Origin of the sequence: Streptomyces spororaveus (assembly GCF_016755875.1) — a bacterium.
Taxonomy (GTDB): Bacteria; Actinomycetota; Actinomycetes; order Streptomycetales; family Streptomycetaceae; genus Streptomyces; species Streptomyces spororaveus.
In genome coordinates this window covers 21,337-46,269 of record NZ_BNED01000002.1, presented here as the reverse complement: position 1 = coordinate 46,269, position 24,933 = coordinate 21,337, and the positions used below count along the sequence as shown (strand labels likewise).

Annotated in this window: 26 protein-coding genes and 2 pseudogenes; 11 read left to right on the top strand and 17 right to left on the bottom strand. The window is 68.4% G+C overall.

What is annotated here, in order from left to right:
• Nucleotides 1–58 precede the first annotated feature (58 nt).
• On the top strand, nt 59–394 hold the full coding sequence (locus Sspor_RS00475) for a hypothetical protein (RefSeq protein ID WP_202197288.1): 336 nt from the start codon (nt 59–61) through the stop codon (nt 392–394).
• Nucleotides 395–588: 194 nt separating this feature from the next.
• Here the strand turns inward: Sspor_RS00475 and Sspor_RS00470 are convergent, their stop codons facing one another.
• Nucleotides 589–1,881 (bottom strand): NucA/NucB deoxyribonuclease domain-containing protein, encoded by a 1,293-nt coding sequence (locus Sspor_RS00470; RefSeq protein WP_202197170.1) that lies wholly within the window; start codon nt 1,879–1,881, stop codon nt 589–591.
• Nucleotides 1,882–2,113: 232 nt separating this feature from the next.
• On the opposite strand from Sspor_RS00470, the gene Sspor_RS00465 reads away from it, so the two are divergent.
• Nucleotides 2,114–3,349: a hypothetical protein gene (locus Sspor_RS00465; protein WP_237403561.1), complete on the top strand. Its 1,236-nt coding sequence runs from the start codon at nt 2,114–2,116 to the stop codon at nt 3,347–3,349.
• A 742-nt stretch (nt 3,350–4,091) separates the two neighbouring features.
• On the opposite strand, the gene Sspor_RS00460 is transcribed toward Sspor_RS00465, so the two are convergent.
• Complete coding sequence (locus Sspor_RS00460; RefSeq protein ID WP_202197168.1) at nt 4,092–5,186, bottom strand: ParB/RepB/Spo0J family partition protein; 1,095 nt, start codon at nt 5,184–5,186, stop codon at nt 4,092–4,094.
• Nucleotides 5,183–6,331 carry a ParA family protein gene (locus Sspor_RS00455; RefSeq protein ID WP_202197167.1) on the bottom strand — a complete coding sequence of 383 codons (1,149 nt, stop codon included), beginning with the start codon at nt 6,329–6,331 and terminating at the stop codon, nt 5,183–5,185. The genes Sspor_RS00460 and Sspor_RS00455 overlap by 4 nt, the downstream gene beginning before the upstream one ends.
• Before the next feature lie 570 nt (nt 6,332–6,901).
• Here Sspor_RS00455 and Sspor_RS00450 point away from each other — a divergent pair.
• Together Sspor_RS00450 and Sspor_RS41415 are read left to right on the top strand one after the other, a co-directional pair.
• Nucleotides 6,902–7,501 (top strand): annotated as a pseudogene (locus Sspor_RS00450) (ATP-grasp domain-containing protein); the annotation flags it as partial.
• Nucleotides 7,502–7,663: 162 nt separating this feature from the next.
• Nucleotides 7,664–7,801: a hypothetical protein gene (locus tag Sspor_RS41415; RefSeq protein WP_202197271.1), complete on the top strand. Its 138-nt coding sequence runs from the start codon at nt 7,664–7,666 to the stop codon at nt 7,799–7,801.
• A 57-nt stretch (nt 7,802–7,858) separates the two neighbouring features.
• Here Sspor_RS41415 and Sspor_RS00440 read toward each other — a convergent pair whose 3' ends face one another.
• The 6 genes and pseudogenes from Sspor_RS00440 to Sspor_RS00425 form a co-directional block, all read right to left on the bottom strand.
• Nucleotides 7,859–8,977, bottom strand: coding sequence for a pentapeptide repeat-containing protein (locus Sspor_RS00440; RefSeq protein ID WP_237403559.1), 1,119 nt, complete (start codon nt 8,975–8,977; stop codon nt 7,859–7,861).
• Nucleotides 8,978–10,548: 1,571 nt separating this feature from the next.
• Nucleotides 10,549–10,737: a hypothetical protein gene (locus Sspor_RS40105; protein WP_078624200.1), complete on the bottom strand. Its 189-nt coding sequence runs from the start codon at nt 10,735–10,737 to the stop codon at nt 10,549–10,551.
• 41 nt (nt 10,738–10,778) lie between these two features.
• On the bottom strand, nt 10,779–11,480 hold the full coding sequence (locus tag Sspor_RS40100; RefSeq protein ID WP_237403558.1) for a transposase: 702 nt from the start codon (nt 11,478–11,480) through the stop codon (nt 10,779–10,781).
• A 160-nt stretch (nt 11,481–11,640) separates the two neighbouring features.
• Nucleotides 11,641–12,363 (bottom strand): annotated as a pseudogene (locus Sspor_RS40095) (ISL3 family transposase); the annotation flags it as partial.
• An 851-nt stretch (nt 12,364–13,214) separates the two neighbouring features.
• Nucleotides 13,215–13,703, bottom strand: a complete 489-nt coding sequence (locus Sspor_RS00430; RefSeq protein ID WP_202197165.1) for a helix-turn-helix domain-containing protein — start codon at nt 13,701–13,703, stop codon at nt 13,215–13,217.
• Entirely contained in the window at nt 13,704–14,171 is a 468-nt protein-coding gene (locus Sspor_RS00425; RefSeq protein ID WP_202197164.1) for a helix-turn-helix domain-containing protein, read from the bottom strand.
• Nucleotides 14,172–15,689: 1,518 nt separating this feature from the next.
• Between Sspor_RS00425 and Sspor_RS00420 the strand changes: the two genes are divergently transcribed.
• Nucleotides 15,690–15,845: a hypothetical protein gene (locus Sspor_RS00420; RefSeq protein ID WP_202197163.1), complete on the top strand. Its 156-nt coding sequence runs from the start codon at nt 15,690–15,692 to the stop codon at nt 15,843–15,845.
• Between the two features lie 141 nt (nt 15,846–15,986).
• Here Sspor_RS00420 and Sspor_RS00415 read toward each other — a convergent pair whose 3' ends face one another.
• Nucleotides 15,987–16,808, bottom strand: coding sequence for a hypothetical protein (locus tag Sspor_RS00415; protein ID WP_202197162.1), 822 nt, complete (start codon nt 16,806–16,808; stop codon nt 15,987–15,989).
• Here Sspor_RS00415 and Sspor_RS41785 point away from each other — a divergent pair.
• Nucleotides 16,773–17,087 carry an AICE-type RepA C-terminal domain-containing protein gene (locus Sspor_RS41785; protein WP_506005365.1) on the top strand — a complete coding sequence of 105 codons (315 nt, stop codon included), beginning with the start codon at nt 16,773–16,775 and terminating at the stop codon, nt 17,085–17,087. The two genes, Sspor_RS00415 and Sspor_RS41785, sit on opposite strands and share 36 nt — an antisense overlap.
• A gap of 95 nt (nt 17,088–17,182) precedes the next feature.
• Here Sspor_RS41785 and Sspor_RS00410 read toward each other — a convergent pair whose 3' ends face one another.
• Complete coding sequence (locus tag Sspor_RS00410) at nt 17,183–17,740, bottom strand: hypothetical protein (protein ID WP_202197161.1); 558 nt, start codon at nt 17,738–17,740, stop codon at nt 17,183–17,185.
• A 780-nt stretch (nt 17,741–18,520) separates the two neighbouring features.
• Between Sspor_RS00410 and Sspor_RS00405 the strand changes: the two genes are divergently transcribed.
• Both Sspor_RS00405 and Sspor_RS00400 read left to right on the top strand, forming a co-directional pair.
• Nucleotides 18,521–18,733, top strand: coding sequence for a hypothetical protein (locus tag Sspor_RS00405; protein ID WP_202197160.1), 213 nt, complete (start codon nt 18,521–18,523; stop codon nt 18,731–18,733).
• 255 nt (nt 18,734–18,988) lie between these two features.
• Complete coding sequence (locus Sspor_RS00400) at nt 18,989–19,933, top strand: hypothetical protein (RefSeq protein WP_202197159.1); 945 nt, start codon at nt 18,989–18,991, stop codon at nt 19,931–19,933.
• A 13-nt stretch (nt 19,934–19,946) separates the two neighbouring features.
• On the opposite strand, the gene Sspor_RS00395 is transcribed toward Sspor_RS00400, so the two are convergent.
• Nucleotides 19,947–20,210 (bottom strand): DUF6225 family protein, encoded by a 264-nt coding sequence (locus Sspor_RS00395; RefSeq protein WP_202197158.1) that lies wholly within the window; start codon nt 20,208–20,210, stop codon nt 19,947–19,949.
• Nucleotides 20,211–20,402: 192 nt separating this feature from the next.
• Nucleotides 20,403–20,924, bottom strand: a complete 522-nt coding sequence (locus Sspor_RS00390) for a hypothetical protein (protein ID WP_202197157.1) — start codon at nt 20,922–20,924, stop codon at nt 20,403–20,405.
• A gap of 312 nt (nt 20,925–21,236) precedes the next feature.
• On the opposite strand from Sspor_RS00390, the gene Sspor_RS00385 reads away from it, so the two are divergent.
• Entirely contained in the window at nt 21,237–21,953 is a 717-nt protein-coding gene (locus Sspor_RS00385; protein ID WP_202197156.1) for a hypothetical protein, read from the top strand.
• Nucleotides 21,950–22,096: a hypothetical protein gene (locus Sspor_RS00380; protein WP_202197155.1), complete on the top strand. Its 147-nt coding sequence runs from the start codon at nt 21,950–21,952 to the stop codon at nt 22,094–22,096. The genes Sspor_RS00385 and Sspor_RS00380 overlap by 4 nt, the downstream gene beginning before the upstream one ends.
• A 28-nt stretch (nt 22,097–22,124) precedes the next feature.
• Here Sspor_RS00380 and Sspor_RS00375 read toward each other — a convergent pair whose 3' ends face one another.
• From Sspor_RS00375 to Sspor_RS00365, 3 genes are all read right to left on the bottom strand, one after another.
• Nucleotides 22,125–22,493 carry a hypothetical protein gene (locus Sspor_RS00375; RefSeq protein WP_202197154.1) on the bottom strand — a complete coding sequence of 123 codons (369 nt, stop codon included), beginning with the start codon at nt 22,491–22,493 and terminating at the stop codon, nt 22,125–22,127.
• Nucleotides 22,478–23,068 (bottom strand): hypothetical protein, encoded by a 591-nt coding sequence (locus Sspor_RS00370; protein ID WP_202197153.1) that lies wholly within the window; start codon nt 23,066–23,068, stop codon nt 22,478–22,480. Before Sspor_RS00370 ends, Sspor_RS00375 begins: the two co-directional genes overlap by 16 nt.
• A gap of 298 nt (nt 23,069–23,366) precedes the next feature.
• Nucleotides 23,367–23,759: a hypothetical protein gene (locus Sspor_RS00365; RefSeq protein ID WP_202197152.1), complete on the bottom strand. Its 393-nt coding sequence runs from the start codon at nt 23,757–23,759 to the stop codon at nt 23,367–23,369.
• A 415-nt stretch (nt 23,760–24,174) separates the two neighbouring features.
• Between Sspor_RS00365 and Sspor_RS00360 the strand changes: the two genes are divergently transcribed.
• Nucleotides 24,175–24,561, top strand: a complete 387-nt coding sequence (locus tag Sspor_RS00360; RefSeq protein ID WP_202197151.1) for a hypothetical protein — start codon at nt 24,175–24,177, stop codon at nt 24,559–24,561.
• Nucleotides 24,562–24,571: 10 nt separating this feature from the next.
• On the opposite strand, the gene Sspor_RS00355 is transcribed toward Sspor_RS00360, so the two are convergent.
• Nucleotides 24,572–24,871, bottom strand: a complete 300-nt coding sequence (locus Sspor_RS00355; RefSeq protein ID WP_202197150.1) for a LexA family transcriptional regulator — start codon at nt 24,869–24,871, stop codon at nt 24,572–24,574.
• Between the last annotated feature and the right edge of the window lie 62 nt (nt 24,872–24,933).

Here is a 24,933-nt window from a genome sequence, read left to right as displayed (position 1 = left end):
GTGCCGAAGCGTCATGAGGAGGATGTCCGCCTCCTGCCAGTCGGCAAGGACACCTCCGGTGCATGGATGCCAGGTCTGCCACGTCGGTAGCGAACTGTTGAGCCCGGTCGACGTAGCCGGCGAACATGGCCAGCTGATCCGGGTCGGCGTCTCGATTAACCGGGTTAATCGGCTGGGCGTCCTGACCACCCCCAGTAGACCGCGGTCGACCCGGATCCCCTGGTGGTCACAATCGTTCCGCGGAGTCCTCCCCCGCGGGCTGATGTTGGGCGATCTGCGCCAGGACCGCATCGTCAACGAAGTGGCTGAAAGCGCCGACCCGCACCGTCTGATGCGCCTGTTGGGAATCACCGCCACCGCCCACCCCGAGCGGACCGCCAAGCTGCCGCGGTAGCTGCGGACGAGGCAGGCGCGGTCGGTCGGCGACAGCAGGCTCCGGCACGGCGGCGGGGGACTGGCCGTGGCGTTCGCCGGTGACCAGCCACAGGTTGCGCAGCCGACGGAGGCTCCCATGCCGACGGCTTTGGCGAGATCACACACCGACCAGGGGTTTCCCTCCCCGGGTGCCCGGGGAGGGAAGCGCGGCGCCTAGGGAGTGATGACTACTTGGTATGCCTCGCCTTGGAGGATGCGCTCGGACTGAACCTGACGGCCCACGGACCGCCCCGCGTTCTGGTTCTGGTCTGAGGGGACATGGGCCCTGATGCAGGGTGCTACCGGTTCGTCGCGTACGACGTCTACCCGCCATGCGCCGCCGCCCACGTAGCGGGGGATGATTTCCGCGCACATGGAGCCGATCGTGCCGCCCTGGCGGGTCCTGGCAAAGGGGAACTCGTCACATTCATCATTTACGACGGTGGGGTCGGCTGCAAAGGGCTTCGGGGGAGCCTTGCAGGTGTAGTAACTCCTGCTCTTTGCCCTCGCCTTGTCACCGTCACGTGTGAGCGGCCTTTTTGCGGTGCCCATGGCGTTGTTGTCGCTCAGGTTGTTCTGCGCCCATTCGTAGGCCACCGCGGAGGCCCCGTATTGGGACTTGCTGAGGACCACCCTGGCCAGGTTGTCAGTGGCGATGCAGCCGGGGGTACTGCCGACCTGCCCGTCACAGGCCACCGAGGGGCCCGCCCACTGCCCGTAGCTGATGACGGGGTACTCCGCATCGGGGCTTTCCGTCTGGCTCTGGTAGGCGATCATGCTTCGCGAGCGCTCACCGCCGCCCCGGGTAGTGGTTTCGTAGGAGAGGTGTCCGCTCTGGTCCACCTCACCCGCGCGCAGCTCGATGGCCCCGCCTCCCCAGGCGGGCGGCCCCGGTATGCACGCGGTGCACGACGACGACAGAGCGAGTCTCACAGCGGAAACCCCGTCGTACTTGCCAGCGTAGACGGCGATGTTCTCCTGCCACTGCACGCTCTTGGGGTCCAGCGCGGACCGGGCTGTGACCAGGAGTTCGGCGGTGCCGATCGGCTCACCTGCGCGGTTCTCAAGCACGTACACGATGCCGTGCCGCATGCAGTAGGCGTGGCGGTTGGAGACGACATCCTGGCGTTTGCTGGAGGTGCACAGCGCTTCCGGGCTGGCATCCGGGTCGTCTCCGGGGTCGACGTCGTCCAGGGGGGCAGCGGCGGCCCCGGGGATTGCGGCGGTGCGGGTGCGGATACGGGCGAGATCCTCGGAGGTGACGGGCCGCTCCTTAACGCAGGTCCGTGCCGTGCCCTGGCGTGCGAGATCGGAGCCGGGCGTGGTGGCCGTGCAGGTGCCGTGGCCCTCGGCGGCCTGGCCCGCAGGAGGCGGTGCGGCCGCGACCGGTGAGATGCCCAGGGGCAGGAGGACGGCGGTGAGGGCGAGTGAGACTGCCGTCGCGAGCCGACGTGAGGCGCGTTTCAAAGGATGGTCCCCTATTCGGTGACGTGCGGGTGCGTTAGGGATGGAACCGGTCCAACACCCGTGCGCACCAGGGGCGGAATAAGCCCATCTATGATCGTTTTTGGCACGTTCTAGGCTCACGCCTCCACCCCCGTGGCCGCTACGTTCACCCCTTGACCGAACACCACACGACCAGGGGGGAAGGGCAACGATGCGCCCCACAAAGCCCGTCAGCCGCTTAGGGCGAGCGCTCATGGCCTGTGCGGCCTCGGCCGCTGTAGCCACCGTGGGCCTTGCCGTCTCACCGGCCTCGGCCGCACCTGCGAAGTCAGCCGCCGCCACGCAGGTCAAACCCGGCGACGTCTGCACGGCGGCCGACCTCGGCACACGCCGTCCGTACGTCAAGACGACCGAGGTCACCCCGGAGATCACCCACTTCAAGGGCTGGTACGTCACCCAGGGCACCACTGGCTACCAGAGCGTCACCACCAGCACCCAGACGACCATCTCGGTCTCCGTCGGCCTCAACGGCAATGTCCAGGGCAGCTTCGCCGTCGAGACCCTCGGCACGGTTGGCGCGAGCCTGGGCCTGAACGTTCAGGTCAACTACTCCTCCACCAGCAGCGAGTCGAACACGGTCACGTGGAATTTCTCCCGGCCCGGCTACTACGGCGTCTACAAGGGCACGAAGAAGGTCACCGGCACGTACGGAAGCCTCAACTGCAACCGCGTGCAACAGGGCAGCGGCGGTTGGGCGCTGAAGTGGATCGAGGGGCCCGGCAGCGGCAGCTTCACCACCTACACCACCCTTGAGGAAGGCGCGGTGCGCTGCGAGGACACGGTGCCGGCCAACAGCATCATGGCCAAGGCAAAGGGCCTCCTCGACTGCGGCTCGCCCGCGGCGCGGGCAGAGCACCCGGCGGGTGCGGTGGCGCCAACGGCGAAGCAGATGCAGGACCGCCTCGTGCAGCGCCCGGCTCCCACCAGCGGTATGTCCGCCGGGCAGCCCAAGGTCACCGGCCGGAGCGCGCAGGCCGCGCTCAACTGCGAGCCCGGCGTCTACAAGATCGACGTCCCCGGCAAGCCCCTGAACTGGAGCGCACCGCTCCTGGCCAACGACGGCATCCGTCTGCGCGTGTCTTCGTTCTTCAGCGCCCACCTGGACAACTGGCGTCTGTGCAACGTGACGGAGAACAACGGAGTCCTCGAGGCGTCCCTGTGGAACTGGGGCAACGGCGGATGCGCGACCATCCCGGCGAACATCGCCAACCAGGAGCAGGCCTACCTGACGACGGCCACCTGCGGAGAGGACGACCTCCAGCGGTTCTACATCTACCGCGACGTACCCGGCAGCTCGAAGATCGGTGTGCAGAACAAGTACACCGGCTCCATGATGGGCTACGACCGGTACGCGGACGGGGAGTTGATCCGCCAGTACTCCAGCGGCAGGCAGGACGGTACGGGTACCTACACCCTGACCGGCGTCTGACGGCCCCACCCTGTGAACGCGGCTCCGCACGTGAACCCACGACCTCCGGCTTTTCGTGCGGGGCCCGCCGCGTCCCTACTCCGGCCCTGGCCTTGGGGACCGGTGGAGCAGCCGATATCGGCCCCGCCCACCGGTCTCCAAGGCCGCTTCTGCTAGGTCAGGCGGCTGGAGGCGGTCGGCTCCTGTTCGCGGAGCTGGGTGAAGTCGACATTCGGCTTCGGGTCGTACGACATCACCGCCTGGTTCCGCGCTGACGGCCCTGGCCTGGCCAAGCCACCAGGAGTGGCCCGGCCGTGGCGGCTTGCGGCACGCGACCCTCAACCGGGTTGCAGGTCTCCCGAGGAACCGGAAGCACCGATCGCCCGATTGCGGGTCGGGTGATAACTACTCGTTGCTCGACCATCGGGACGTTGGCTGCTGTCGATTAACCCGGTTAATCGACAGCAGCGCCCTGTAGAACGCCGTCCTCTGTCCCATTGGGCGCCCTTGACGTGACCCTCCATCCACCCTTGCGTACCTCTTCACCATGGCTATCTGGACAGTGGCCCACGGCTGTGGAGGAACGGGGCCGACAGGCACGGACCTGCTGCGGTCAACACTGGATGAGGGTGTCTGCCTTCGGTGAGAAACGACACCGGGGGTGGCTGCCGTCAGGCCGGGGTGCAGAGCGGGAGACGGACCAAAATGCCGAAAGCCGCGCCCAGCCCCATCTGAGGGCGAGCGCGGCCTTCGGCATCCTGATCTACGCGTCGGTCTCTGGTGCCGGCAGTTGCTGGGTGACCAGGTCCAGGTGGCGCCGAAGCGCCTTGAGGAGGATGTCCGCCTCTTGCCAGTCGGCAAGGACAGCCTTCCGGTGGATGGATGCCAGGTCTTCCATCTCGGCGGCAAACTGCTGAGCCCGGTCGACATAGTCGGCGAACACGGCCAGCGGATCCGGGTCTGCAGCGTCTCGATTAACCGGGTTAATCGGCTGGGCGTCCTGATCATCAGCGAGGTCGGCGCCCGCCGACTGCGTGGGGACTGAGACGCTGGCAGGCGCGCCACCGGCTTCGGATGTCTCCGCTGCGGTCGAAGGCGCTCCGGTCGAAGCAGGTGAATCGGGGGCGGTGCCGCGCGGCTTGCGGGGCGGCTTAACCCGGTTAATCGCCGCTTCGGCCGCCGCGTGCTGCTCTCCGGCGGGCAGACCACCGATGCGCCGGGCGTCCTTGACCGTCAGCTCCCTGGTCTCGACCTTCTCCTGAAGGTCCTCGGGGAGCTTCAACAGGGACAGCCGCTGGGAGACCCATGCCGGTGTCTTGCCGAGGCGAGCAGCTACAACCTGCTGCTCTCCGTGGGCCTTCACCAGCTGCTGAATCGCTCGTGCCTGGTCCAGAGGATCGACATCGACGCGGTGGATGTTCGCGATCAGAGCCGACTCGAGGATTCCCTCGGAGGTCTCGGCCAGGGCGTCGTGGACATCGATGCGCAGTTCGTCGATTCCTGCCGCGTGGGCTGCGGCCAGGCGTCGGTTTCCGTCGATGACCACGTACGGGGCTTCGCCAAGCGCATCTTCCTGCCCAGGGTGCGCAGCGAGGAACGCCTCGCGGCGCACCACAGTGACGGGCTGGATCTGCCCCTTGGCCCGGAGAGACTCGGCGGTCTCCTCGACATCGAGGAGTTCCGTGCGCGGGTTGAACGGGTTGTGCGCCAGATCCGTCAGCGGCACAGCTGCCGGCGGCCGCTTGCCCTCTCCCGAGATGATCTGCTGACGGGTCCGGATGCGGCGCGGTGAGGACTGGGTGTCGGAGTCGTCGTCGAGGCTGAAGCCCCGGGTGACTCGCTGCGTGGGGGGAGTCATACGGCGAGCTCCTTCGCCAGGTCGCGCATGGCCTGGGCGTGGTCGCTGTCAGGGGCGTACTCCAGGAGCGGGATCTCGCCGTCGGCGGCTTCCCGGCCTTCCTTGAGGTCACCGATCACGGCGAGGACGGTGGGGGAGGTGCTTCGCTCCCACTGGTCCTTGTTCTCCTTCACGAGCTTGCCGCGCCGACTGTCGTAGGCGTTGACGACGAGGCCCAGGTAGTCGACCTGGATGCGTCCCTTGCGGCACAGGTCGTCCATCTGGCTCTTCAGGAGACGGAAGGCGCGGTGAGAGGCCCTGTTGGCCCACACCGGGGTAATGACTCCGGACCTGTCGGCGAGTTCGCCCTCACGACGCCGCACGTAGTACAGGGCGGTGTCCATGTTCAGCCCGAGGCTGGGGGGCCCGTCGATGATGATGACGTCGTAGTCGTCCTCGAGGGGTTCGAGAGCCCGTTCCAGAGCGGCTTCGCTGAAGCTGACCTTCGACAGCGATACGTCGCGCAGGAAGGCGTCATCGGAAGCGGGAAGCAGGTGGAGGCGCTCGCCGAACCGCTTGTGGTCGAGAGCGACCAGGAGGTCGCGGATGTCGCCCTTGGCGGAGCCCTCCATGTGCATCAGCAAGGTCTCGACGTCGTCCTCGTACATGACGTCTTCGAACCCGAGTTCCGCGGTGAGGTGTCCCTGGGGGTCGTAGTCGACCAAGAGGACGCGGCGTCCGTCTTCGGCGAGCGCCTGCGCGATCCCCGAGGAAATGAAGGTCTTCCCGACGCCACCCTTCTGGTTGGCGACTATCACGCGCGTGACCGGCTGAGCTGTGAGTGGCGCCGTCGGAGAGGGGTGGTTCTCCAGCCACAGCGTGACTGCCTGAGCAAGCCCCTGGACGTAGGTGACGCCCCGCTCGGTGCAGGCGCCCTTGAACGTCTCAGGTTCACCCGCCGGGAGGAAGGTGCCCCAGGTCTTCGCCTTGGCGGTGTCGACTTCGGGAACGTCGACGGCCAGGTACCAAGCCTTGATGGCGTGCTCGGTTGCGTCCTGGATGTCCATTCCGTGCTCAAACGCGCGGATCTTCAGGTGCCTACGCAGCTGCGGGGTGAGAGAGGTGATTAGTTTCTCTCTGTCCCCCCGAGGGGTTGGGATGCTCATGGGGCCGAACATTACTAGGTGCACGCCGGGATAGGGGAAGCGACACCTCCCAATCGGTACAGCACTACAGCTGCTTCGGGCCTCGGAAGCGGCATCGGTCTCCCTGGATGGCGGGAGCCCAGGGTGCTGAAGTCTTCGACGGCGCACAGCGCCGTGCGGTCCGATCAGCTGCCTGCCCACGCCGAACTCGCGCTAGCTATCGCGCCATTGTGTGAGAGTGCGACGACTGCGTAGGCAGCCAAAGCTCTCTAACGAGATCAGCCCGTGGGGCCTGCGGCCGGCCCCGAGCAGTACCCGAAGAACGCCTACAGGCGCTCCTCACAAACGAAACTGCTCTCAAGGTTCCACCACCAGGCCGCCCACGCATCTCCTGTGAATGCCTGCGGTGGGCCGAGGCCCCTCAGGCCGCGCTGCTTCTTCCCACCCGGGGCCGGGGCCGCAGCGTCGTGGTCGCTGCGGTGGATAGGCAGGTTCCGGCGGATGTTCAGCGCGTCAGGAGCCGCGCCGGCTGCCCTCCATCTGTGAGCAGAGGCAGCCAGGCAGTGGAGCCCCCAAACCCGCGACAAGGCCGCCATGGCCGACGCATTCACCACCGCAGGCGTCACCGCCCCCCGCCCGCACACCATCGCCACCCCGGCCATGCTCCGCACCCGGTTCCTGCGGCCCGGCAGGCGGCTCCCTGTCATCGTCAAGCCGACTGACGCCGCCGGCTCCCAGGGCGTCACCGTCCTCGCCCGCCTCCAGGACGCCGACACCGCCTGGCAGACGGCCCACACCGTGCCGGGCATGTACGCGGCGACGGCAGGCCGTACGCTGCTGCTCCAGCAGTACATCCCGGGGCGCGAGTACAGCGTGGAGTCGTTCACCCAGCACGGGCGGACCACCCACCTGGCCACCACCACCAAGACCACTACCCGCGGCACCCACCGGGTCGAACTCGCCCACACCCTGCCGACCCTGCTTCCGCCCGCGGTGGAACGGCCATCCATCGGGAGGTGGGCAAGGCGGTCCGCACCGTCGGTATCCGCAACGGGGCCTCCCGCACCGAAGTCATCGTCACCCCGACCGGTCGGCCGTACGTCATCGAGACCACGGCACGCATCGGCACCGGCCACATCGGCGAACTCCTCCACCACGCCCTCGGCATCAACCTCTGGACCGCCCTGCTAGACATCGCCCTCGGCCGCCCCGCCCACCTCACCCCCACCCGCCGACACCACGCCACCGTCCGCTTCTTCACTAGCCCGAACGCCGGCTGCCTCATCTCCGTCACCGGCCTGCCCCCATCCGCCCCGGACACCCCTCGTCCGGCTCCGCGCCCGCCCCGGCGACCTGGTTGGACCCGCCCACGCCAACGCCGGACGGCTCGGCAGCTTCATCGTCGTCACTCCCGACGCCCGCATCACCGACGCCCGAGGCGCGCAGCTCCTTGACGAAATCGACATCCTCGTCGAACCGCATCACGCGTAAACACACATGAGGGAGGTCCGGGGCTTCGAGGGCTGCGGGACCTCTAGTGCTGTTGGGTCACCTTCCCGCGTCGGTTGGCCGGAAAGGTCCCCAGTTCTGTGGGGCGCCTGTCACGTCCTCAAAGTCGACCGTGCCGCCGCTGTACACCGCGTCGATGAAGGTAACCGGGCTCCCGCTGAACTTCGCGCGGCTGAAGTCGACGCTGCCGGCGCTGAACTTCGCGCCGCTGAAGTCGACGCTGCCTCTGCTGAACTTCGCGCCAACAAAGGTAACCGTGCCGCCGCTGAACTCCGCGTCGATGAAGGTAACCGTGCCGCCGCTGAACTTAGCGCCAGTGAAGTCGACGCTGCCGGCGCTGAACTTCGCGCCGCCGAAGTAGACGCTGCCTCTGCTGAATTTCGCGCCGGTGAAGTCGACGCTGGCTCCGCTGAACTTCGCGCCGCGGAAGTCGACTCTGCCTCCGCTGAAGTTCGCGCCGCCGAAGTAGACTCTGCCAGCGCTGAAATCCGCGCCGCCGAAGTAGAAGCTGCGGCCGCTGAACTCCGCGCCACCGAAGGAGACCGTGCCTTGAAAAAGACTTCCCTGTAGGTACCCACCGTCGAACGTGGCGCGGGTGAAGTCGAAGTTGCACGCCGACCAGGATGTCGGTGCTTCGGGTTGCAGGTGGCTGCGGATGGTCCGGATGATGGTGAGGCGGACCTCGCGTTCGCCTTCCTTGTATGCGGCGGGCGTCGACGACAGTGATTCGCCCTCCGACGCCGTCGAGGCGGCCTCCGGATTGGGCTCGTACGGCATGCGCAGATAGGCGCACAGAACGTCGACGCACACCTGTCGCTGCTCGATCCAGTCGTCGGCGAGCCGGGCCATGGCGTATACGCCAGCCAGGCGCACTGCTGCCTGGTCGTGACCGAGTTGTTCCGCGGCAGTGGTGAAGCGCTCAGCGAGCAGCTGTTCGTCGGCCCGATGAGCGTCGCTTTCCGCGAGGCGCTGTTTGCGGTAGGCATACACGCCTGCGAGTACAGCACCGGCAAAGGTGAGAGTAGCCAGGACAGTACGGACCACCTCGTGGGCAGCTACGGGGTTCTCCGGACTGGCCTCCTTCGACGCGAGACCATGCAGGAATTCGTAGATTCCGGAGCCCACGGCCAGGGTCACCAGCAGGGCGAGCAGGCCCACTACCCAGACGGGCCACAAGCGAGGAGCGTGGCGGCCCCGGGAGATCGGGCCCTTGTGCCCCCTGCGCGGCATAGCTGTCACGGTTTGATCATGCTCGCGTTCTGGCGCTGACGGACCGGCTGAGCCGCCGTTTGGCGGAATGAGAACGCGCGCCCGGGTCTGTGGGGCCTGCCCTGGACTCGTTCCCCAGCCTCTGGCCGGTTTGATGAGGTATGACGCCGGAGTTGTGGCCCCGGAGCCAGGAAGGGGCGCCACTTCGAGCGGGGCGGCGCCTCATAGCAGTGGTCACGTCAGTGAGGCCAGCTCCTCAGTCACCGCCCGGTAGGAGTCCTCGACGCCGGACTCGTTGGCGAGCCGGTGACGCTCCAGGCGCAGGGCGCCGAGGTGGCGCACCTCGTACACGTGCCGCCGCCACGCGCCAGCCTCGGTCCCCTCCGGGCGGTCGTAGGAGTCGAAGAACGTCAGGCGGGCGTCCTGGTTCTGCCCGGTCGCTCAGGCGGTAGCCGCGCTGCAAGAGGCTGTGCCAGAGGGCTGAGCTGTACTGGTAGCAGGCGTCCATCATGAGGACTCCATGCCTGCGCAACAGTCGGTAGTGCCGACGTTGAGCCTGGAGGACCTCGGGGAGATCGGTGAGATCGAGCTGGCGGGCGGGGCTGTCGACAGCGCGTCCGATCCGGAGCCGGTGCGGGATGCAGACTTGGTAGTGGTGAGACGTCCAGGACCAGTCAATGTTGTCTGTGGTGCCCGTCCGCTGTGCCACGCATCGGCGGCATGCGTAGCGGGCACCTTGCCGTGGTCGTTGCCCGGTCTCACCGAGGTGGGGGATTGCACGTAGGAGGCTGTTGCGGGGCTGACCACTGACGATGATGCGCCGGCCGACGTCGTCCTGTTGGGAGACCAACCACTGGCTCGGAGACGCCATTCGTTGGATGGAGATCTGGTTCGTCTGGCTCAGGCGCTTTGTGCGGCTTCGGGTCCAGATCCGCCAGGATCCGGCTGACGTGGGGGAGAGGCCGGTGCGCAGCGTGCTCCTGGCCGCCCGCGCTGCGATGGTCTGAGACCAGGTCGCCTCCGGATGCGGTGGTCACGATCGCCATGCGAACGTCAGGCCCGTAGGCCCTTGGCCTTCCGGGCCGCGAGTGGCGGACCGCCGCTCGCGCACCGTGTTGCCACTGAGCTCCAGCTTCTCGGTACAGATCGCCGACAGGTCGGCAGGCTGCCAGGATCGCGGCAGGGCCCAGCAGAGGAAGACCCGGCCAGGCGCATGGGGAACTGGCTATGACGATGTCCGGAGGAGTCATTCGTCGAGAAGTTCGGGAGGCGTGTGGAGCGGACCGGTTGATCAACATCGATGAGTTTTGGGTTCTGGCACAGATCTTGGGGAGCCATCGCGGAGCGTCACCTCGTTGTTCGAGGAGGTGCTTCCTGGAGATCAGGTGAGCGAGTCGGCCGTCCAAGAGGCGAAGTGCTGAGCTGGACGCTGCCGCCACTGATCAAGCAGTGAAACAAGTCGGCCGAGGCCAGTTCGGCCACGCCCACCCGACCATGCTCCAAACCGGTCGCTCGCTCCGTCAGCGTTTCTGTGCTCGGTACTGCTTGAGGAGAGCGGTGAGCTTCGCGGGTTCGGCAGCGCCGTTCAGCTCCGTCAGGAGAGCGTCAGGGCAGAGCTCGTAGTGGTCGCCCCACCACCGCTGCCCCTTGTTGTCCCAAATGCGATACCCGCCGGGTACCCCCCTGGCTACGTACCGTCGCCTGCTTATATCGATCACCCCTCATGACAGTCTCCCCACACTACAAGTTGCTACTGGAGCAGGATCATCTTCCGCAGCAGGTGGAAGCCGGCTCGTCCGTAGAGCTGCCTCTTGATCTTTTTGATGCGGTTGACGGCGCCTTCGATGCTGCCGGAGCTCCAGTGGAGGGTGAGTCCGGCGGTCACGGCGTCGAGGTCTCGGAGCATGTGGAGCGCGAAGTTGGTGAGGCCGGGTAGTTGGCTGGCGTCGACTGCGTCGATCCAGGTGGGGAGTGTGGTCCCGAGCCGGTCGGTGAGGATTTCGCCGAAGTCGCGGATATGTCCGGCAGCCGTGTCCAGTTCGGGGCAGCGTGCCAGGACGTCCTTCAGAGCGGCCTGGTCGTCCTCGCTCAGAGTGGTGGGGTGCTGGGTGAGCCAGCCGGTCACCTGCCGCACCGTCGGAGGCCTCGTCGGTGTGCCGGCAGGCGTCCCGCGGAGGATGGCGATGTGGGCGCGGACCATTTGGTAGGTGACGGGCGCGTTGTCGGCGAGGAGTTCGTTGTGGAGGTGGGTGACGCTGGTGCATCCCGCGGCGAAGCGTCGTTCCAGGTAGGGCTTGTAGGGGTCCAGCCTGCTGGGACGGGGCCGGTTCTCGCGGAAGGTGTCCTGCCAGCTGGGGGCGTTCGCGTACCGGAGGACGGTGTTGAGGCCCCAGCCCAGGTGCCGGGCGATCGCCCAGCGTGAGTGACCTTGGGCAAGAAGGTCGTGGACCAAGGCGTGCGCTGCCTTCTTCCGCTCGGCTCGCCGGCCGACGGGCTCCGAGCTGTCCTGCGGCCGGCCAGGATCCGGGATGGCCCTCGGCAGCACTGGGTGACGGATGGCGCAGGCAGTCGCGGTGGGCGGCGACGCAGGTCTCCACGGCCCGGCCGAGTCCCTGCCACAGATGGAACCGGTCGGCGACCTGCACAGCGTCGGGGGCTCCGAGGCGAGCTCCTTCGGCGTAGGCGCCCGCCCGGTCTCGGCAGATGATCTCCACGCCGGGGTGACGGACCAGCCAGGCAGCCAGCGGTCCGGCTTCACGGGTTGGGAGCACATCGACCACACGATGGTCTTCGACGCTGGTCAAGACCGTGAAGTAGGTCTGACCGCGACGGATTGCGAAGTCGTCCACGCCGAGCACACGCGGAGTACTGAACTGCGGATCAGGCAGCGCCATGACCCTGCGCAACAAGGTCATCCGTCCGGCGCCGAAGCCCAGCTGGGCAGCCAGGCGAGCTCCGGCCCGCCCGGCCAACGCGAGCCCTACGCGCTCCAAGGCGTGGTTGAGCCGAGTGGTGAACCTTGCATGCGGGGTGGCCAGCCGGGAGAACGGCTCGGCAAAGGTCCGGCGCGGGCAGTCCGCCGACCCGCAGATGAAGCGCCGGACGGTCAGCCGGATCGTAAACCCCTGCTCAGCGAGCGGCAGGTCCTTCAGTCGGCGCTGGTACCGGTCGTGGACCCTGCCCGAGACGCGACCGCAGTCCGGGCATGACGCCTCGGCCTCGCGCCCTCTCGCCACCACCTCGACCGTGCCGAACCCGGCCGTCACCGTCTCGACATCCACATCATCGATTCCGGCGAACACCAACGAGTCCCAGAACGGTGCATCGGTCTGCATGACCAGCACCATCACCGTCGACAAGCAGCCGCAGTAGCGGCCGGCAGACCCCTGAGGGAGCGTCAGTTCTGATCGCCTAACGACAAGGCGTACGCGGTCTCACGCGAACCGCCCCCTCACAATCGAACATCAAGGTAACGCTCCGCGACGTCTCCCCAAGATCTGTGCCAGAACCCCTCACTCATCGACATAGCCAGGGGACGAAGCAACGCCATGCCTGGGGTGCTAACGGCGTTAGCACCCCAGGCATGGATTGGCGCGACACAAGGGTTTTTGAGAAGTCCCGCTCGGCTCACGATGCTCCTGTGTCCTCTTCTGAGCCGAGTTTCGTGTGACTGCCCACGGGGTGTTGCCGTTCAGGGCTGCTGATGATGCGCCCGGTGGGGAAGGGCGATCTGCCTGCCGGAACAACCCAGAGTCCCCAGGGGGACAAGGGGCTCGGGCAGGTGAAGGCCAGTCTCGGCTGCTGCTTTCTCTGCTCCGTCGACGCCTTCCAGCAGGGCTTGTCACTGCTGGGACTGGGCGGGCGTCGTATTCGGATCCGTCACACTCCACCAGTGCCCGTCCTTCCTTCGCCGAGGCCGGAGGCAAGCACGAAAGGCGCCCAGGTGTCGCCGTGTACGGCAGCAGTGTGGTGAAGATCGGAGGAAGAAGACGGGGTCAACGGAGAGATAGGCGACGAGCGCGGCGGGGAGGACCATGATTGTTTGCCCGGCAGGGCCGGTGGCGCACCTCGCGGGAAGCGTTCTCCCGGTCTTTCGGCCTGCTCAGCACCGCGCTACAGTAGTCCCGTATCCAGACGCAGGAGGGGCCCCCGCCACACGGCGGGGGCCCCTCCTTGCTTCTGTGAGTTAAACGAGCTTCGGTCGGCGCCGCCGATGTGCTGCGAGGTCTGCCGGAGGGCGAGGCGAGGCATTTCGTTCTTCAGCCCGCTGCTTCTTCAGCGCCTCGTCCGCGCGCACGCGTTCCAAGTACCGATCCTCGAAGTCATCGACATCCAGCCGGTCTTCTGGGTCCATGGCATCGATCACGTTTTTCGAGTCGGCTGGGGTCAGCCCCCCTGCCAACATCGGGTTCAGAACGTAGATCCCCTGCTTTTCACGGCGGACCAGACGAGCGAACTCAAGGTGTTTCAGTGCGCGGCCCACGTGTGCCCGGTCCATGCCGAGCCACTCTCCGAGCTCCTTGTGGGTCGCGACGATCCGGCCGCCCTGCTGCTGCGTGCCCAAGAGGTAGAAGAGCACCTGGAGTGCTGGCCCCGGCAACTTCGGCAGCCAGGCGAAAACGGGCACCGAGACCCACAGCAGCGGTGCTTCTTGCTCGGCAGGCTGAACAGACATCTATCCCTCCGCTGCTTCGTCACAGACGGGCTCGTTCTTCCGCTTCCGCTTCCGCGGGTGCGGTGCGGGAAGCTTCAAGTTCTTGAACTCATCCAGCACCTTCGGATCGAGATCCAAGGAATCGATGAGAACCAGCTGATCGATCTTACGCTTGACCTTCGCCCCGGTCGAGAACGCCCGCGGTTCGGCCTCCTCGACCTCTACAACACCGCCTCGGAGTGAGGCTTGCGGGTTGAGCTGGTACATGCCGCGCTGAACCATGTGAACGACACCGAGCCGGTACAGCACGCCGACCGAACGGTTCACGTGCACACGGTGCGCGCTCAGAGCCGTCGCGATCTCCTTCTGAGTGGCCCTGATGAGCCCTCCAGGCTCCTGGGAGCCCATCAGGAACAGCGCTACTCGGAGGGTGAGGAGGTCATCGTGGAAGTACACCGCCAGCCACCGGAGGAACTCCAGGCTGTCCATGGCAAACGAACGTCCCAAAAACTCACTCGCCTTGGCCGGCTCCTCGACCGTGACCTTATGACCCGGCGGGATGGCAACAACCGCACCTTGAGCTGCCTGTCCGCGGGTTCGGTACGGGCTCGTTGGCGGTGCTTTGCGCCTGCGGACAGGTTGTTCTGCGGGAGCCCGCTGCTTGCTCGGGTCCTCGAAGGGCAGGGCCATGGGGTGCAGTTCTCCTCGCGTCGCATCCAGACGAGAGGAAGCCTACTGAAAGGAGACTATAAGTCTCCCCAGAGGTGCGAAATAGTCTCCCCTGGCGTGTCGAAGGTAGCCGCTGACGTACCCATGCTTTCGGACGAGCCCGTCGCCATGACTCGTCCTTGCTCCGCCACCACCCTTTTCACTCCGCCCTGAGATGAGACAAATAGTCTCCTCTTGGCCTTGCTTGGGAGCCTCCGACGTCTCCACAGGGAGACTATTTGTCTCATCTCGCCAGTCAGAAGCCACCTCTGACGCTACATAACTCCCGCTCAATGTAACCCCTGACGTACCTTCAACTGCCCTCTACAGGCTTCTGACCTGCGGAAATGCGCTCGGCCCCAATCTAAATACCTGACCTGCAGACGACGTCTCCGCAGGTCCCCCCTCTCAGCCCCCGCCGGACGTCAACCTCTGTCACTGCGCGTCTGGCCCCCTGTCCCGCACCTGCCTCAAACATGAGCCCCAGGTGCCTACCGCCTACCGTCACATGGCATGCGTGGCCAGCCAGTCCGGCGGCTGCGAGTCCTCGGAGCGGCCAAAAAGCAGCCAGCAACGGGAGGGGGTGGCGTCACCTGCCCTGAGCGGCCGTGTGACGCGCCAGCACTTTCGCTGGGCGCCGTACCCCCGCCGTCAATCGGCGGCGTGCATGAGGCGACCGAACTGCCCGGAGGTGGGCTGGCGGGGGGCAGCTGCTGCCGCGCTCCAACTGAGCCCGGCAAGCGCGCCGCTCGGTGAAGGTCTCGTTGTGGCTGGTGAGCGTGTCGTCTGGGGCGGCGGACGTCAGCGACCAGCACCTTGCTGCTCGTGCTGGGTACTGGGGTGGGATGCCTACCTGATCACGATGAGAGCCAGCAGAGCTTCAATCCAGCAGGTGGGCCGCCTCCAGCAGTATGCACCGATCCTCCAGCAAGAAAGCCTGCTACTCCACGGACAGGCGCTGGCGCTCTCTTCACGCAGGGGTAAACCATTTCCGCCTTCGTTGGAGCTCCGGTCCCCATGCGGCGACCGTGCCAGTCTCGTGATCGGGCAATACGTCCACTGGCCCGGAGGACTCGACGTCGACGAGGACGGTGCCGTCCGACCCTTGCGGAAGGCGAACTCGTCGATGCCGAAGATCGGTGGAGCCCGCGCTGGCACAGGCGGAGCGGGCAACTCTCCCAAGATGGCAGTCCGTCGGCCGTAGAGCCGGCCGCTTGCGCAGAGGCGTGCGCCCAGGCGGCCGCGGAGCTCCAAGGCAACTGCCCACAACGCCGACCACGCCGCCGTCGCGGAGCGACGTTGCGGCTCGGACATGCTCGGCTGAACGTCGACCCGGAAACCGTCGGGAAAATCATCCGCCGATCCCTCCACCTCGACAGCAAGCTGGGCAAGAAGACCATCGACGCGCTCCTCGACATGGCCCTGCCGCCCTCCGCGAAACCCTCAGAGAGCTAGCCGGGAGACCCCAGCCAGCTGCGCCCGCCCATGGTCCAGGCAAGTGGTTCCGATGCGGAATCCGAAGTCTGGGCAAGCCCAAGGAGAACCTGGGCAAGCTCCCGTACCAAAGGCTTGCCCAGGGCTGGCGGCCCGGCCGGGTCAGCGTCGGTGGCGCCAATGCTGGTGGGCCTTGAGGACCTCGTAGCTCCATCCGGTGTGTGGACGGGTGCCGGCCGGGGGTGTCCAGCCGAGCTGTTCGGCGACGGCGGGGAAGCGGGGGTGCATCTGGCGGTCTCCGACGGTGACGAGCGCGGACAGGAGCGGTTCCCCCTTCCGGCCGTCTTCGTCGACCAGCCACAGGAGCACGCACTGGTCGTCGGCGTGCAGGCGTGGCAGGCCCGGTAGACGTTTGTGGATCTGGGGCCAGGTGGTGGTGGAGCCGGTCCGAGCGGTCTGTTCCAGCAGCGGCCGAAGCTCGGTCGCGATCTCCCACAGCTGCCCGGTTTCCAGGAATGCTGGCTCTTCCCTGCGCGGTGGGCGGTCTATCACGTGCGGGGACGGGTCCGGGGTCGGCGCCGATGTTGGGACGGGCGGCCGGGGCGGTACGGAGGAACGCCGGGGCGCCGCAGAGGAAGAGGGATTCCGGCGTGGAGACCGGGCGACGGATTCGTCGGCCCGGGCGACATCCGGCCGCACCCGGGGCGCGGCGGTGGCTACCCGAGGCTGTGAGGGGACAGACTTCGGGGGAGCCGCGGCGGCCTGGCGGCCCTCTTCCTCCTGCCACCGGCGGGAACCCAGGATCTCCTTCAGGTTCTTCAGCTGTGCCCGCTGGTCGCGGGTCTCGCTTGGTGGGGCTCCGGCCGCCTGCTGCCAGGCGAGGGCGTACAGGTCGGCGGCGACCGCGACCGCGTACTGGTCGATGGCCCGCTTTAACTCGGTCAGCGTGTGGTTCAGCGTGCGGCGGACCGTGGCGACCTCCATCGCGGTCCTGGGAGCCCGGCCTGTGGTCCGGCGACGGAAATCCGTCTGCCACGCCGCACCACCGCTGAGCCGCACCCGGTTGTTCCCCAAACTCGTACTCCCCCCGAGCTGCACACGCCGCCGCCCAGAGCAGAGGACTGGCCGCGTACACCGGCGGTCCTGTCCGGCCGTCTCCAACGGGCCGCACCCGCGCTGCGCCGCCGCGGTGTCGACGTGCAGAAGATGGCCCGCACGAAGACGGGCAGGCCGCTTCGGATCTCCACCGACCCGGCCAGCTGACCTGTCTGCGCCCCCGCCCAGCCCAGTCGGCTGGGCGGGGGTTCTGCCGTCATGGTCGCGTGGGAACGTGTACGCCTGGCAGGCCACTGCCCCGATCAGTCCTCGCTCTCGTCCTCGTCATCGTCCGCGTCGCCGATGACCACGCGCAAATCGTGGACGCCTTGGAGCAGTTGGATGATGCAGGACTCCACGCGCCCCAGAGCGCGGCGGACTCCCTCCACGTCCCCGTCCTGGGCGTGCATGTGGGCTCCGAGCGCGGTCACGGCGGTTACCACCGCGGCCCACGCCGTGAACTGCCCTGGCGGGGCATTCTCCGCGTCCGGGTCCTCGGGGTCCAGGAGATGGACCGCTGTCCTCTCCAGCCGGGAGACAAGCACCGCGAGGGCGGTGTCCCTGTCCGGCCCGACCTCGTCCATCCACCCCATGTATACGTCGCCAAGGACCGCGAGGCCGTTTTCTCCCGCGCTCGTCCGGGTCGTGGCGGCAAGTTCGAGCTCGGTCTTGGCGAGCAGGCAGCCCAGCAGCCTCGCACGGTCATCGTCCTGCGGGCCGTTCGGCCACAGCTCCGGGTCCATCACAGGCGCCGCCCCCAGAGCGGCCAGCGCCCTGTAGATCGCGTCCGGGCCCACCGGGTTCACTCTGCGGATACTCACTCCTCAGCTCTTGCCAGTACCGAGGCCCGGCAGTGCTCCCGTCCGGCTCTGTCACCCGCGTGGAGCCGACACCGGGAGCGGCTCGATCAGCCTTCGATGACACAAACTCGCGTCGCTTAAGTCTCGGTGGCACGTGGTCACGGATCACTGGCACAGGAGAGCGTGATGGGGCTGGTGACGCACTCTGCGACCCGGTGACGCACTGGTGACGCACCCGGTGACGCACTCTCCTACCCACCCCAACCATCTGACCTGCGAAAACGTGGACATTCTTCTGCAGGTGGTGACGGGGTGACGCACTTTCCCCCCTTCTCTCTGTTGAGAGATTGATGGGGAGAACAGGGGTAGAGAGAAGCCCGGAAAGTGCGTCACCCCGTCACCATCAACCTCGCTTGTCGCCGAAAAGACCAGCTCAGAGCCCGTTTTACAGCGGCCAGAGTGCGTCACCAGGTGCGTCACCGGCTCGTCACCCCGTCACCGAGTGCGTCACCCCTGCGCAGGCTCATCCCGGCCCGTCCGGCACCTCCGCCGGCTCGATGCTGCCCGGCGGAGGCAGCAACCGAACCTCCCGGTCGTCGACTCACCGCGATGCGGCCAGCCTCCGTGCCCTGCCCGGCACACCGGCATCCCGCCCCACGCAACCGGAAGAACACCATCCCGGCCCGTTGTCCCGCCCTGCGGGACGGACTCGCCGCCGTCCCCCCGGGCCTCGGCAGCGCCGCGCAAACTGCCCGTGACGGACAGGACCGAGGCGCCTTGGCCCCCGAACGGAAAGCCCCTTTGATTCACCTCACACAGGAAGCCATCCATGCCGAGCAGCAGGAGCGGCTGCGAGTCGCCGGACAGCAACGCCTCATAGCGGCCGCGGCCGCCGAGCACCGCCGCCAGCGTCGCGCCGCCCAAGCCGCCCGCCCCAGCCAGATACGCCGTGCGGTCCGGGCTCTGCGCCAGGCCGCCGCCGAAGGACTTCGCGCACACACCACCAGCAAGTAGCGGGAAGGATCGACCATGTCCCCGGCGGCATGACCCTGGCCGGCGAAGGCCCCGGACCCGGAGTCTCCACGTTCCGCGCCGCCCCCAACTGACCCCCGCCCGGCCGCCGCGTCCTGCCCGACGGGCAGCAAAACGCGTGCCAGGCTCACGCCCCCCGGCACGGGACGCTACCCGGCCGGACGGCATCGCGGCCCACCGCCAGCCCTACGCTGCATTGAGAGCCCGGCGCCACAACCACTGCCAGCGGGAGGACTCTTGGACACCAGCATGCTGCGCACGCCCCTGATCGCGCAGACCGTTGAGGCGCTCGTCGCGGACGGCGGGGGACTCATCATTTATGAGCAGGGCATGGGCGGACGGGAGACACTCGTTGCCGCAGCGGCCGCTCTCGCAGCCCGCAAGGGATCCCCGCTGACCATCGTGGAGTCAGTGGTCCTGCACGAGGAAACCCGCGCGATGGTCGCCGCGCTCCAGCCTGGTGTGCAGTGCACGGTCATCTCCGCCCGGGACGCCGCACTCCAGCCGCCTCCCGCCCCCGGCAGCGTCCTGGCCGTCCACGCCGATCTGCTCAGGGACCCGATCGCCCGGGAGCCTCTGCTCGAACTGGCGCCAGCCGCTGACCACCTCCTGGTGGCACGCCACGACTACAGCGACCCCAGCCTCGACAGCCTCGCTGGCACTGCTCACCGACTCGACCGGCCCGCCTTCATCGCCGCCGCGAACGAGGCCTCCGCCCGTTTGGCCCAGACGTTCGCCCCCACCTACGTCCCGCCGCCGATCGAGCAGCGCGACGGACGCCTGACACGCCAAGAAGCAGTCGTAGAGGACAGAGACGACTTCACCGAGTACTTCGAGCGCAAGCAGCGCTTGATCGCCCAGCTGAACCAGCGGACCACCGACAGGCCGCCGACGGACAACGACGAGTGCATCGACCTTGCCGACATCGAGACGGGCCCGCACGCCGACATCGAGACGGGCCCGCACGCCGACCTCGACCTCGACCGGTACGCCGCCGAGGAGGAGGAGCAGATCGCGGCGTTCGTTGAACGTCTTGAGGCGCGGGCACGCGATCGGATCCTGCGCGTCACCCAGGCGGGCGGGACGGACCCTCGCCTGCCCCGTGCTCCGGCTCAGCAGGACCAGCGGCAGGCCACCGCTTACCAGCATCAGGCTCCCAGCGGGCGGACACCCGGCCAGTAGACCTCAGCACCGATCAGTCCACGTCGAGGTAGTACGCCCCTGCCGCGGCGTCGGCGAAGAGCGTGAACCTGACCTGAGGCGGGACCGTCTTGCTGCCGTCTGCCAGCTCCACGGGCTCGGCGTTGACCAGCACGAACTCCTCGTACCCGCCAGCGAAGTCACCCGGCCCGTCAGCCACACCGACATGAACCGGGGTCTCGTCGGGAACTGCGGTCAGAGCGTTCCGCAGCTGCCCTGCCGTCCACACCTGCGGTACGTGATCGAACATCTCGGCCATGGCGAGAGGCTAGGGCGCCCACAGCCAGGTCATGCCGCGCCGCGCCGGTGAGAGCAGTACATCGGGTCCGAAGCCGGGTCGCCTCGGCGTCCGCCTCGGCGAGACCGTACGCTGGTAGGGCCGATGGCCAGGGTTTCTGGTCCCGTGGGGCCCGCCGAGTGAGATCCGGGCCCCACAGTCGTCTCCGGAGTGCTACAGGTTGAGCACCTTCACGGCCGGGTCCACGACATCGGTGATGCCCGGCACGCTCACGATGCCATCATCAGCGTCCGTGAGCGGCCCGACCAGGACGTACTCCGAGTCGTAGGCGAAGGGGAGAACCCTGGTGTGCCCATTCCACCAGCCGACGCGGTAGTACTTCGAGCCCTGGGTGCCCACCGGCGGGCAGAGCGCCGGATCGGCGCCGGAGCAGTGCAAGAGGCACTGGGTCACCGCGAGTTCGGGACCCGAGCCTGCATCCGGCGGAACGTCTCCGGCGGACTGTACGTGGCCACAGCCGGTGCGGAAACGCCACTGTCGCCAGTCGGGGGTCTCGAAGATCCACCGCCCCCAGCGGGACCAGAGCTTGCCGTCCAGCACCGCGGGGCCCGGATGGATCCGCGACAGATTCCACCCCTCCAGGACGGCAGCCCGAGCCTCGGTGTAGCCGGTGTCATCCTGGCGATCACGGATCTTGCGTGCTCCGCGCTGCACGGCGCGGTTGCGGTGAGACATGTCCATCAACTTCCCGGGCGCCCATGCCGCCACCGGTGAAGGGAACACGGAGGCCAGATCACGCGCGCTGGGTCATCGACCTTCGCCGGGTAAGCCCCGGACAGTCCTTGCGGCCTTTCGCACCGGACGGCATGGGCATCCTCGGCGCGGGCCAGGCGGGCGCACCACCTGAGGCGCACCCTACCGCCTCGGCCACCGCCCGTGTGCCCGAAGCCACGCTGCCGCAGCCTTGTCGGAATTCACCGGCGCGCGAGCCGGCCGGCAGCGGACAATCGGGCCGGAAAGACAGGAGGCGGCCGGATGGTTGCGGACATGAAGTTCGAAGACGGTACCCACGTCAGACTGCGGGCGCCGGAGCAGCACGGCGCCGCCGCGGTGGGGCTGCTGCCCGGCCTGGGCGCGCACCGGCTGGCCGTGCGCATCGAAGCCGAACCGCGGCAAGTCGCCGACGGCGTCAACCACCTCAGTCTCTCCGGTGAGGTTCGGGCGGCCGAAGGCATCGGCTGGATCGGCTCCGTCCTGCCCACCCTCGTGCCGCTGCGCACCAAGGCCACCAGCATGGCCGTCGACCTCGTCGTCCCGGTCACCTCCGCCCAGCTCCTCGCCCTGGAAGAGCACCGCGCCGGCGGCGACCTCGCCGTCCTGCTGGATCTGCAGGGGACCCTGCCGCAGAGCACGGCACACCCTGCTGTAGGCCTGCAGGAGACCTACCGGGTCGCCGCGAGCACCTGGGAGCGGCAACTCGAGAGTGTGGGCCTGACCGCGTCGTTCACCGTCACCGTCCCGCTGCCGATGGCACACGGCCCGATCCGGCAGGCCGCCGAGCACCTGTGCACCGCGGACCGGCAGATCACGGCAGGCGAGTACACGGACGCGATCCGCGAGACCCGCCTTGCCCTGACCTCGATGAGGAAGCTGGGTGTGTGGCCGAGCGGTGGGGCCAAGAAGCGTGACGACCAGGACCAGGCCGACCGGTACGGGATCCTCCTGGACCGGATTACCGACCAGGCCGCGGCTACGCCGAGGTGATCCAGGCGGCGTTCAACCAGACCAGCGGCCCCCAGCACAACGACGGCGCCATCGCCTCGGCGGCCTGGACCCGCGCGGATGCCGTCGCCCTCAACGCCCTCGCGGCCGCTCTGCTCCACCGCCTTGCCGCCGAGCTGAGCTGACCGCCCACGCGTCCCCACGGCCGCGGTCCTACCGCAGCCGCGGGGACTGCCGCTGCGAGGGGTCCTGTTGGTGAACCTGCAGGCCCTCGAACACCTCCCGCATGGTCGGTGGCGGAGGCAGCTGTGAAAGCGCGCGTTCAAGGCCCGACGCCTTGAGCTTGGCGGCCATCGCCGCGATCTCCGCCTCGCGGCCCGCGAACGGGTCGTCCGACCGCCGCGAGAGCTGGCCGGGCAGCAGCTCGCCGCCCAGGTCATACCGCTCGGCATACTGCGGGCTGGTCTTACGCGAGTCCCTCGGCGCGACGGCGGCGTCGATCGGCGGGCTGAAACCTGCCTCATGCGTGGTCCACGGCATCCCGGGGGACCGCCAGGCCATACCGGTCAGCTCCACCCCCACCCCGGCGAGTTGACGTACGTCAGCCAGGTCGCCCGCAGATCGTGAGGCGGAACCTCCTGCCCGGCCGCCAGCCGCACCCGGAACGACAGGTGAGTGACCTCCCCGTCTCCGAGCACCGGGGCGAAGACCTCCTCGTGCGCCATGTCTGCGAACGCGGCCTGCTGCGTGGTGTTCCAGCCGGCTTCGTAGGGGAGGCTGCCGTGACCGATCTGGTCCAGCAGCATCTCGGCCCGCTCGCCCTCCTCGCGCCGCCCATCGTGCACCAGCCGGTGCAGGCGGGGCGGCAACACCAGCCGAAGCCCCCCGTACAGTTCCTGCACCAGCGGGTCAGGCCCCTGAGCCGCAGCCTCCCGGAAGGCCAGCGCCCACTCCTGCGCCTCGGCCTCCAGCCGCTCCCCGTACCGGTACTCGGCCGCGCGGTGCCCATCCAAGCCGAAGTGCCTGTTCAGGTAGGCATTCTTGGCCCGCTGCGCCGCCACCTGCACGGCGTCGAAGTATCGCGCCCACTCCGACGGCGGCCGATTGTGGATGTTGCGTTCCGGCGCCGGGTCGGTATACCGGTCCCACCACCGCACGCCGTCCGGCCCCCGCCCGCCGTGGTCGATCCACGCCGGGGTACGCCGCGTACAGCGCGTCCGTCATCACCGCGCCCAGGTTCCGGCGCTGGAACTCGGGCTCCACCTCGACCGCCCACACCGACACCGCCTGCCCGTCGGGGTGGACGAGGAAGTCCAGCCGTCCGGCCCGCTCGCCACCGACCATCGCCAGCACCCGCCGCGGAGTCCACGCCACGGGGATCTCGACCTTCCAGTCGGTCAGCCACAGAGCGACACCCGCCTCGTCGAGCCGCGCCTCGGCACCAGCCACCTTCGGCTACTCCCGCGCAGCGGGCAGCCCCACGCAGGCGACAAGCCGGCTGCTCGCCCCGCGGACGCCGGGCAGCGCTGATACGGCAACGGCCACCGACTCCTCCACCTGCCGCGCGGCCGCCATGCCCGGCAGACCAGGAACCGCCCCCGGCTCGACCTCAAGCGCGACCTGCACCGTCACCGAGGCAGGCCGCCCCGCCGGCACCGGCTCGGGGGAGGGGTGCGTGACCACCTGCGCGGTGCACGAGACGTCCCCGCCGCGCCCGGGCTGCATAACGGGACCGAAGATCACCTCGGACACGCCGCTCAGCACCTGCATCAGCCGACTCACCTCGTCGGCCGGACCGGTCAGCTGCACCTGCGTGATCGCCGGACCCGGCACGCCCATGGCACTCATCAACTACTCCCTGAGATCGCCCAACCCCGGCCCCTCCGGCCCGGGTTACCCCAAAGGGGGGTGGCGGCCTGCGGCCCCCTGCGGTCAGTCTCGCAGGGCGCCGCAGGCCGCTCAGAGGTGAGCCTTCCGGGCTTCCGGGCCGAGCGGTGAGACACCGGCCGGCTGATGCCAGGCCCCGGCATGACGACCGTGCCGCGCGTTCCGGCAGACGGGAACGGCCCGCCGCCCGGCCGCCCCCAGCACCGGGCCGCCGGGGCAGGCCTACGCGCGTCGCGTCCCGCCGGACGGGACCGGCGCATGACCTCGGGCGGCCGCTGGTCCCGTCCGGTGGGACGGCTTCGCGGGCTCCCGTCCACGGCCGGCGCCACCGGCGCAGACTTCCGGCGTACGGGAACAGGGCCGGAAGGGGGGAACGGTGTCACCAGCACCCAAGGAGAGCCCCGGCCCCAGCTGTCCGGGCGGGATCCACGGGACGCAGCTCATGCTCACGGCCGAGTCCGACGACATCACGGCCATGCGAGACGAAGGCGATCTGGGAGCATTCATGCGAGTCCTGATCAGCCCCGCCCCCGCAGAGCCTGCCCCCTCGCCTACGGACTTCCGCGACCCGTCCCACATCCCGGGCGCATGGCCGGCGCCACAACCTCTGCCCCCGGGGCACGTGCGGGCCCCCGGAGAGCCCGCCTACTGCGGCTGCCTCCAGTGCGAAGTCCTCGCGGAGCACGTCGAGTCCGACGCCTGCGCCTGCTCGTCCTGCGCGCACCACAAGTCGCTGCAGCCGGCCGCTTTCCGCGCGGACTGACCACACCCCCCTACGGGACGACGGACCTGGCCGCCAGAACCGGCTCACCGGGCCGCGGAGCCGGCAGCCCCTGAACCGCGTCAGCGGCCCTCCAGCCGCCCGCGACCTGGACGGCCAGCCCGTGCGCGGCAAGACCCTCCAGGTGCATGGCCACCGTGCGCTGAGTGAACCCGACCGCTTCGCAGAGCTCCTCCACGCGACTCTCCCGCGCGCCCGCCGTCCGCAGCGCCTCCCATGTGCGCTGCGCGTGGTGGCCAAGACCCCCGTCCGCCTTGCTGGCGAAGACCGATGCCTCGGGCTGAGGCGCCACACCACCAGCGTCGGCCCTCCCTGACGAGCGCAACATCACGCCGCCCGGGCCGTCCGCGACCG

Excerpts from the sequence above, each read along its gene's own strand:
- Sspor_RS00465 (WP_237403561.1), top strand. The coding sequence starts at position 2,114 with ATGGCCTGTGCGGCCTCGGCCGCTGTAGCCACCGTGGGCCTTGCCGTC.
- Sspor_RS00460 (WP_202197168.1), bottom strand. The coding sequence starts at position 5,186 with ATGACTCCCCCCACGCAGCGAGTCACCCGGGGCTTCAGCCTCGACGAC.
- Sspor_RS00455 (WP_202197167.1), bottom strand. The coding sequence starts at position 6,331 with ATGAGCATCCCAACCCCTCGGGGGGACAGAGAGAAACTAATCACCTCT.
- Sspor_RS00430 (WP_202197165.1), bottom strand. The coding sequence starts at position 13,703 with ATGTCTGTTCAGCCTGCCGAGCAAGAAGCACCGCTGCTGTGGGTCTCG.
- Sspor_RS00425 (WP_202197164.1), bottom strand. The coding sequence starts at position 14,171 with ATGGACAGCCTGGAGTTCCTCCGGTGGCTGGCGGTGTACTTCCACGAT.
- Sspor_RS00415 (WP_202197162.1), bottom strand. The coding sequence starts at position 16,808 with ATGGAGGTCGCCACGGTCCGCCGCACGCTGAACCACACGCTGACCGAG.
- Sspor_RS00395 (WP_202197158.1), bottom strand. The coding sequence starts at position 20,210 with ATGGCCGAGATGTTCGATCACGTACCGCAGGTGTGGACGGCAGGGCAG.
- Sspor_RS00390 (WP_202197157.1), bottom strand. The coding sequence starts at position 20,924 with ATGTCTCACCGCAACCGCGCCGTGCAGCGCGGAGCACGCAAGATCCGT.
- Sspor_RS00385 (WP_202197156.1), top strand. The coding sequence starts at position 21,237 with ATGAAGTTCGAAGACGGTACCCACGTCAGACTGCGGGCGCCGGAGCAG.
- Sspor_RS00365 (WP_202197152.1), bottom strand. The coding sequence starts at position 23,759 with ATGAGTGCCATGGGCGTGCCGGGTCCGGCGATCACGCAGGTGCAGCTG.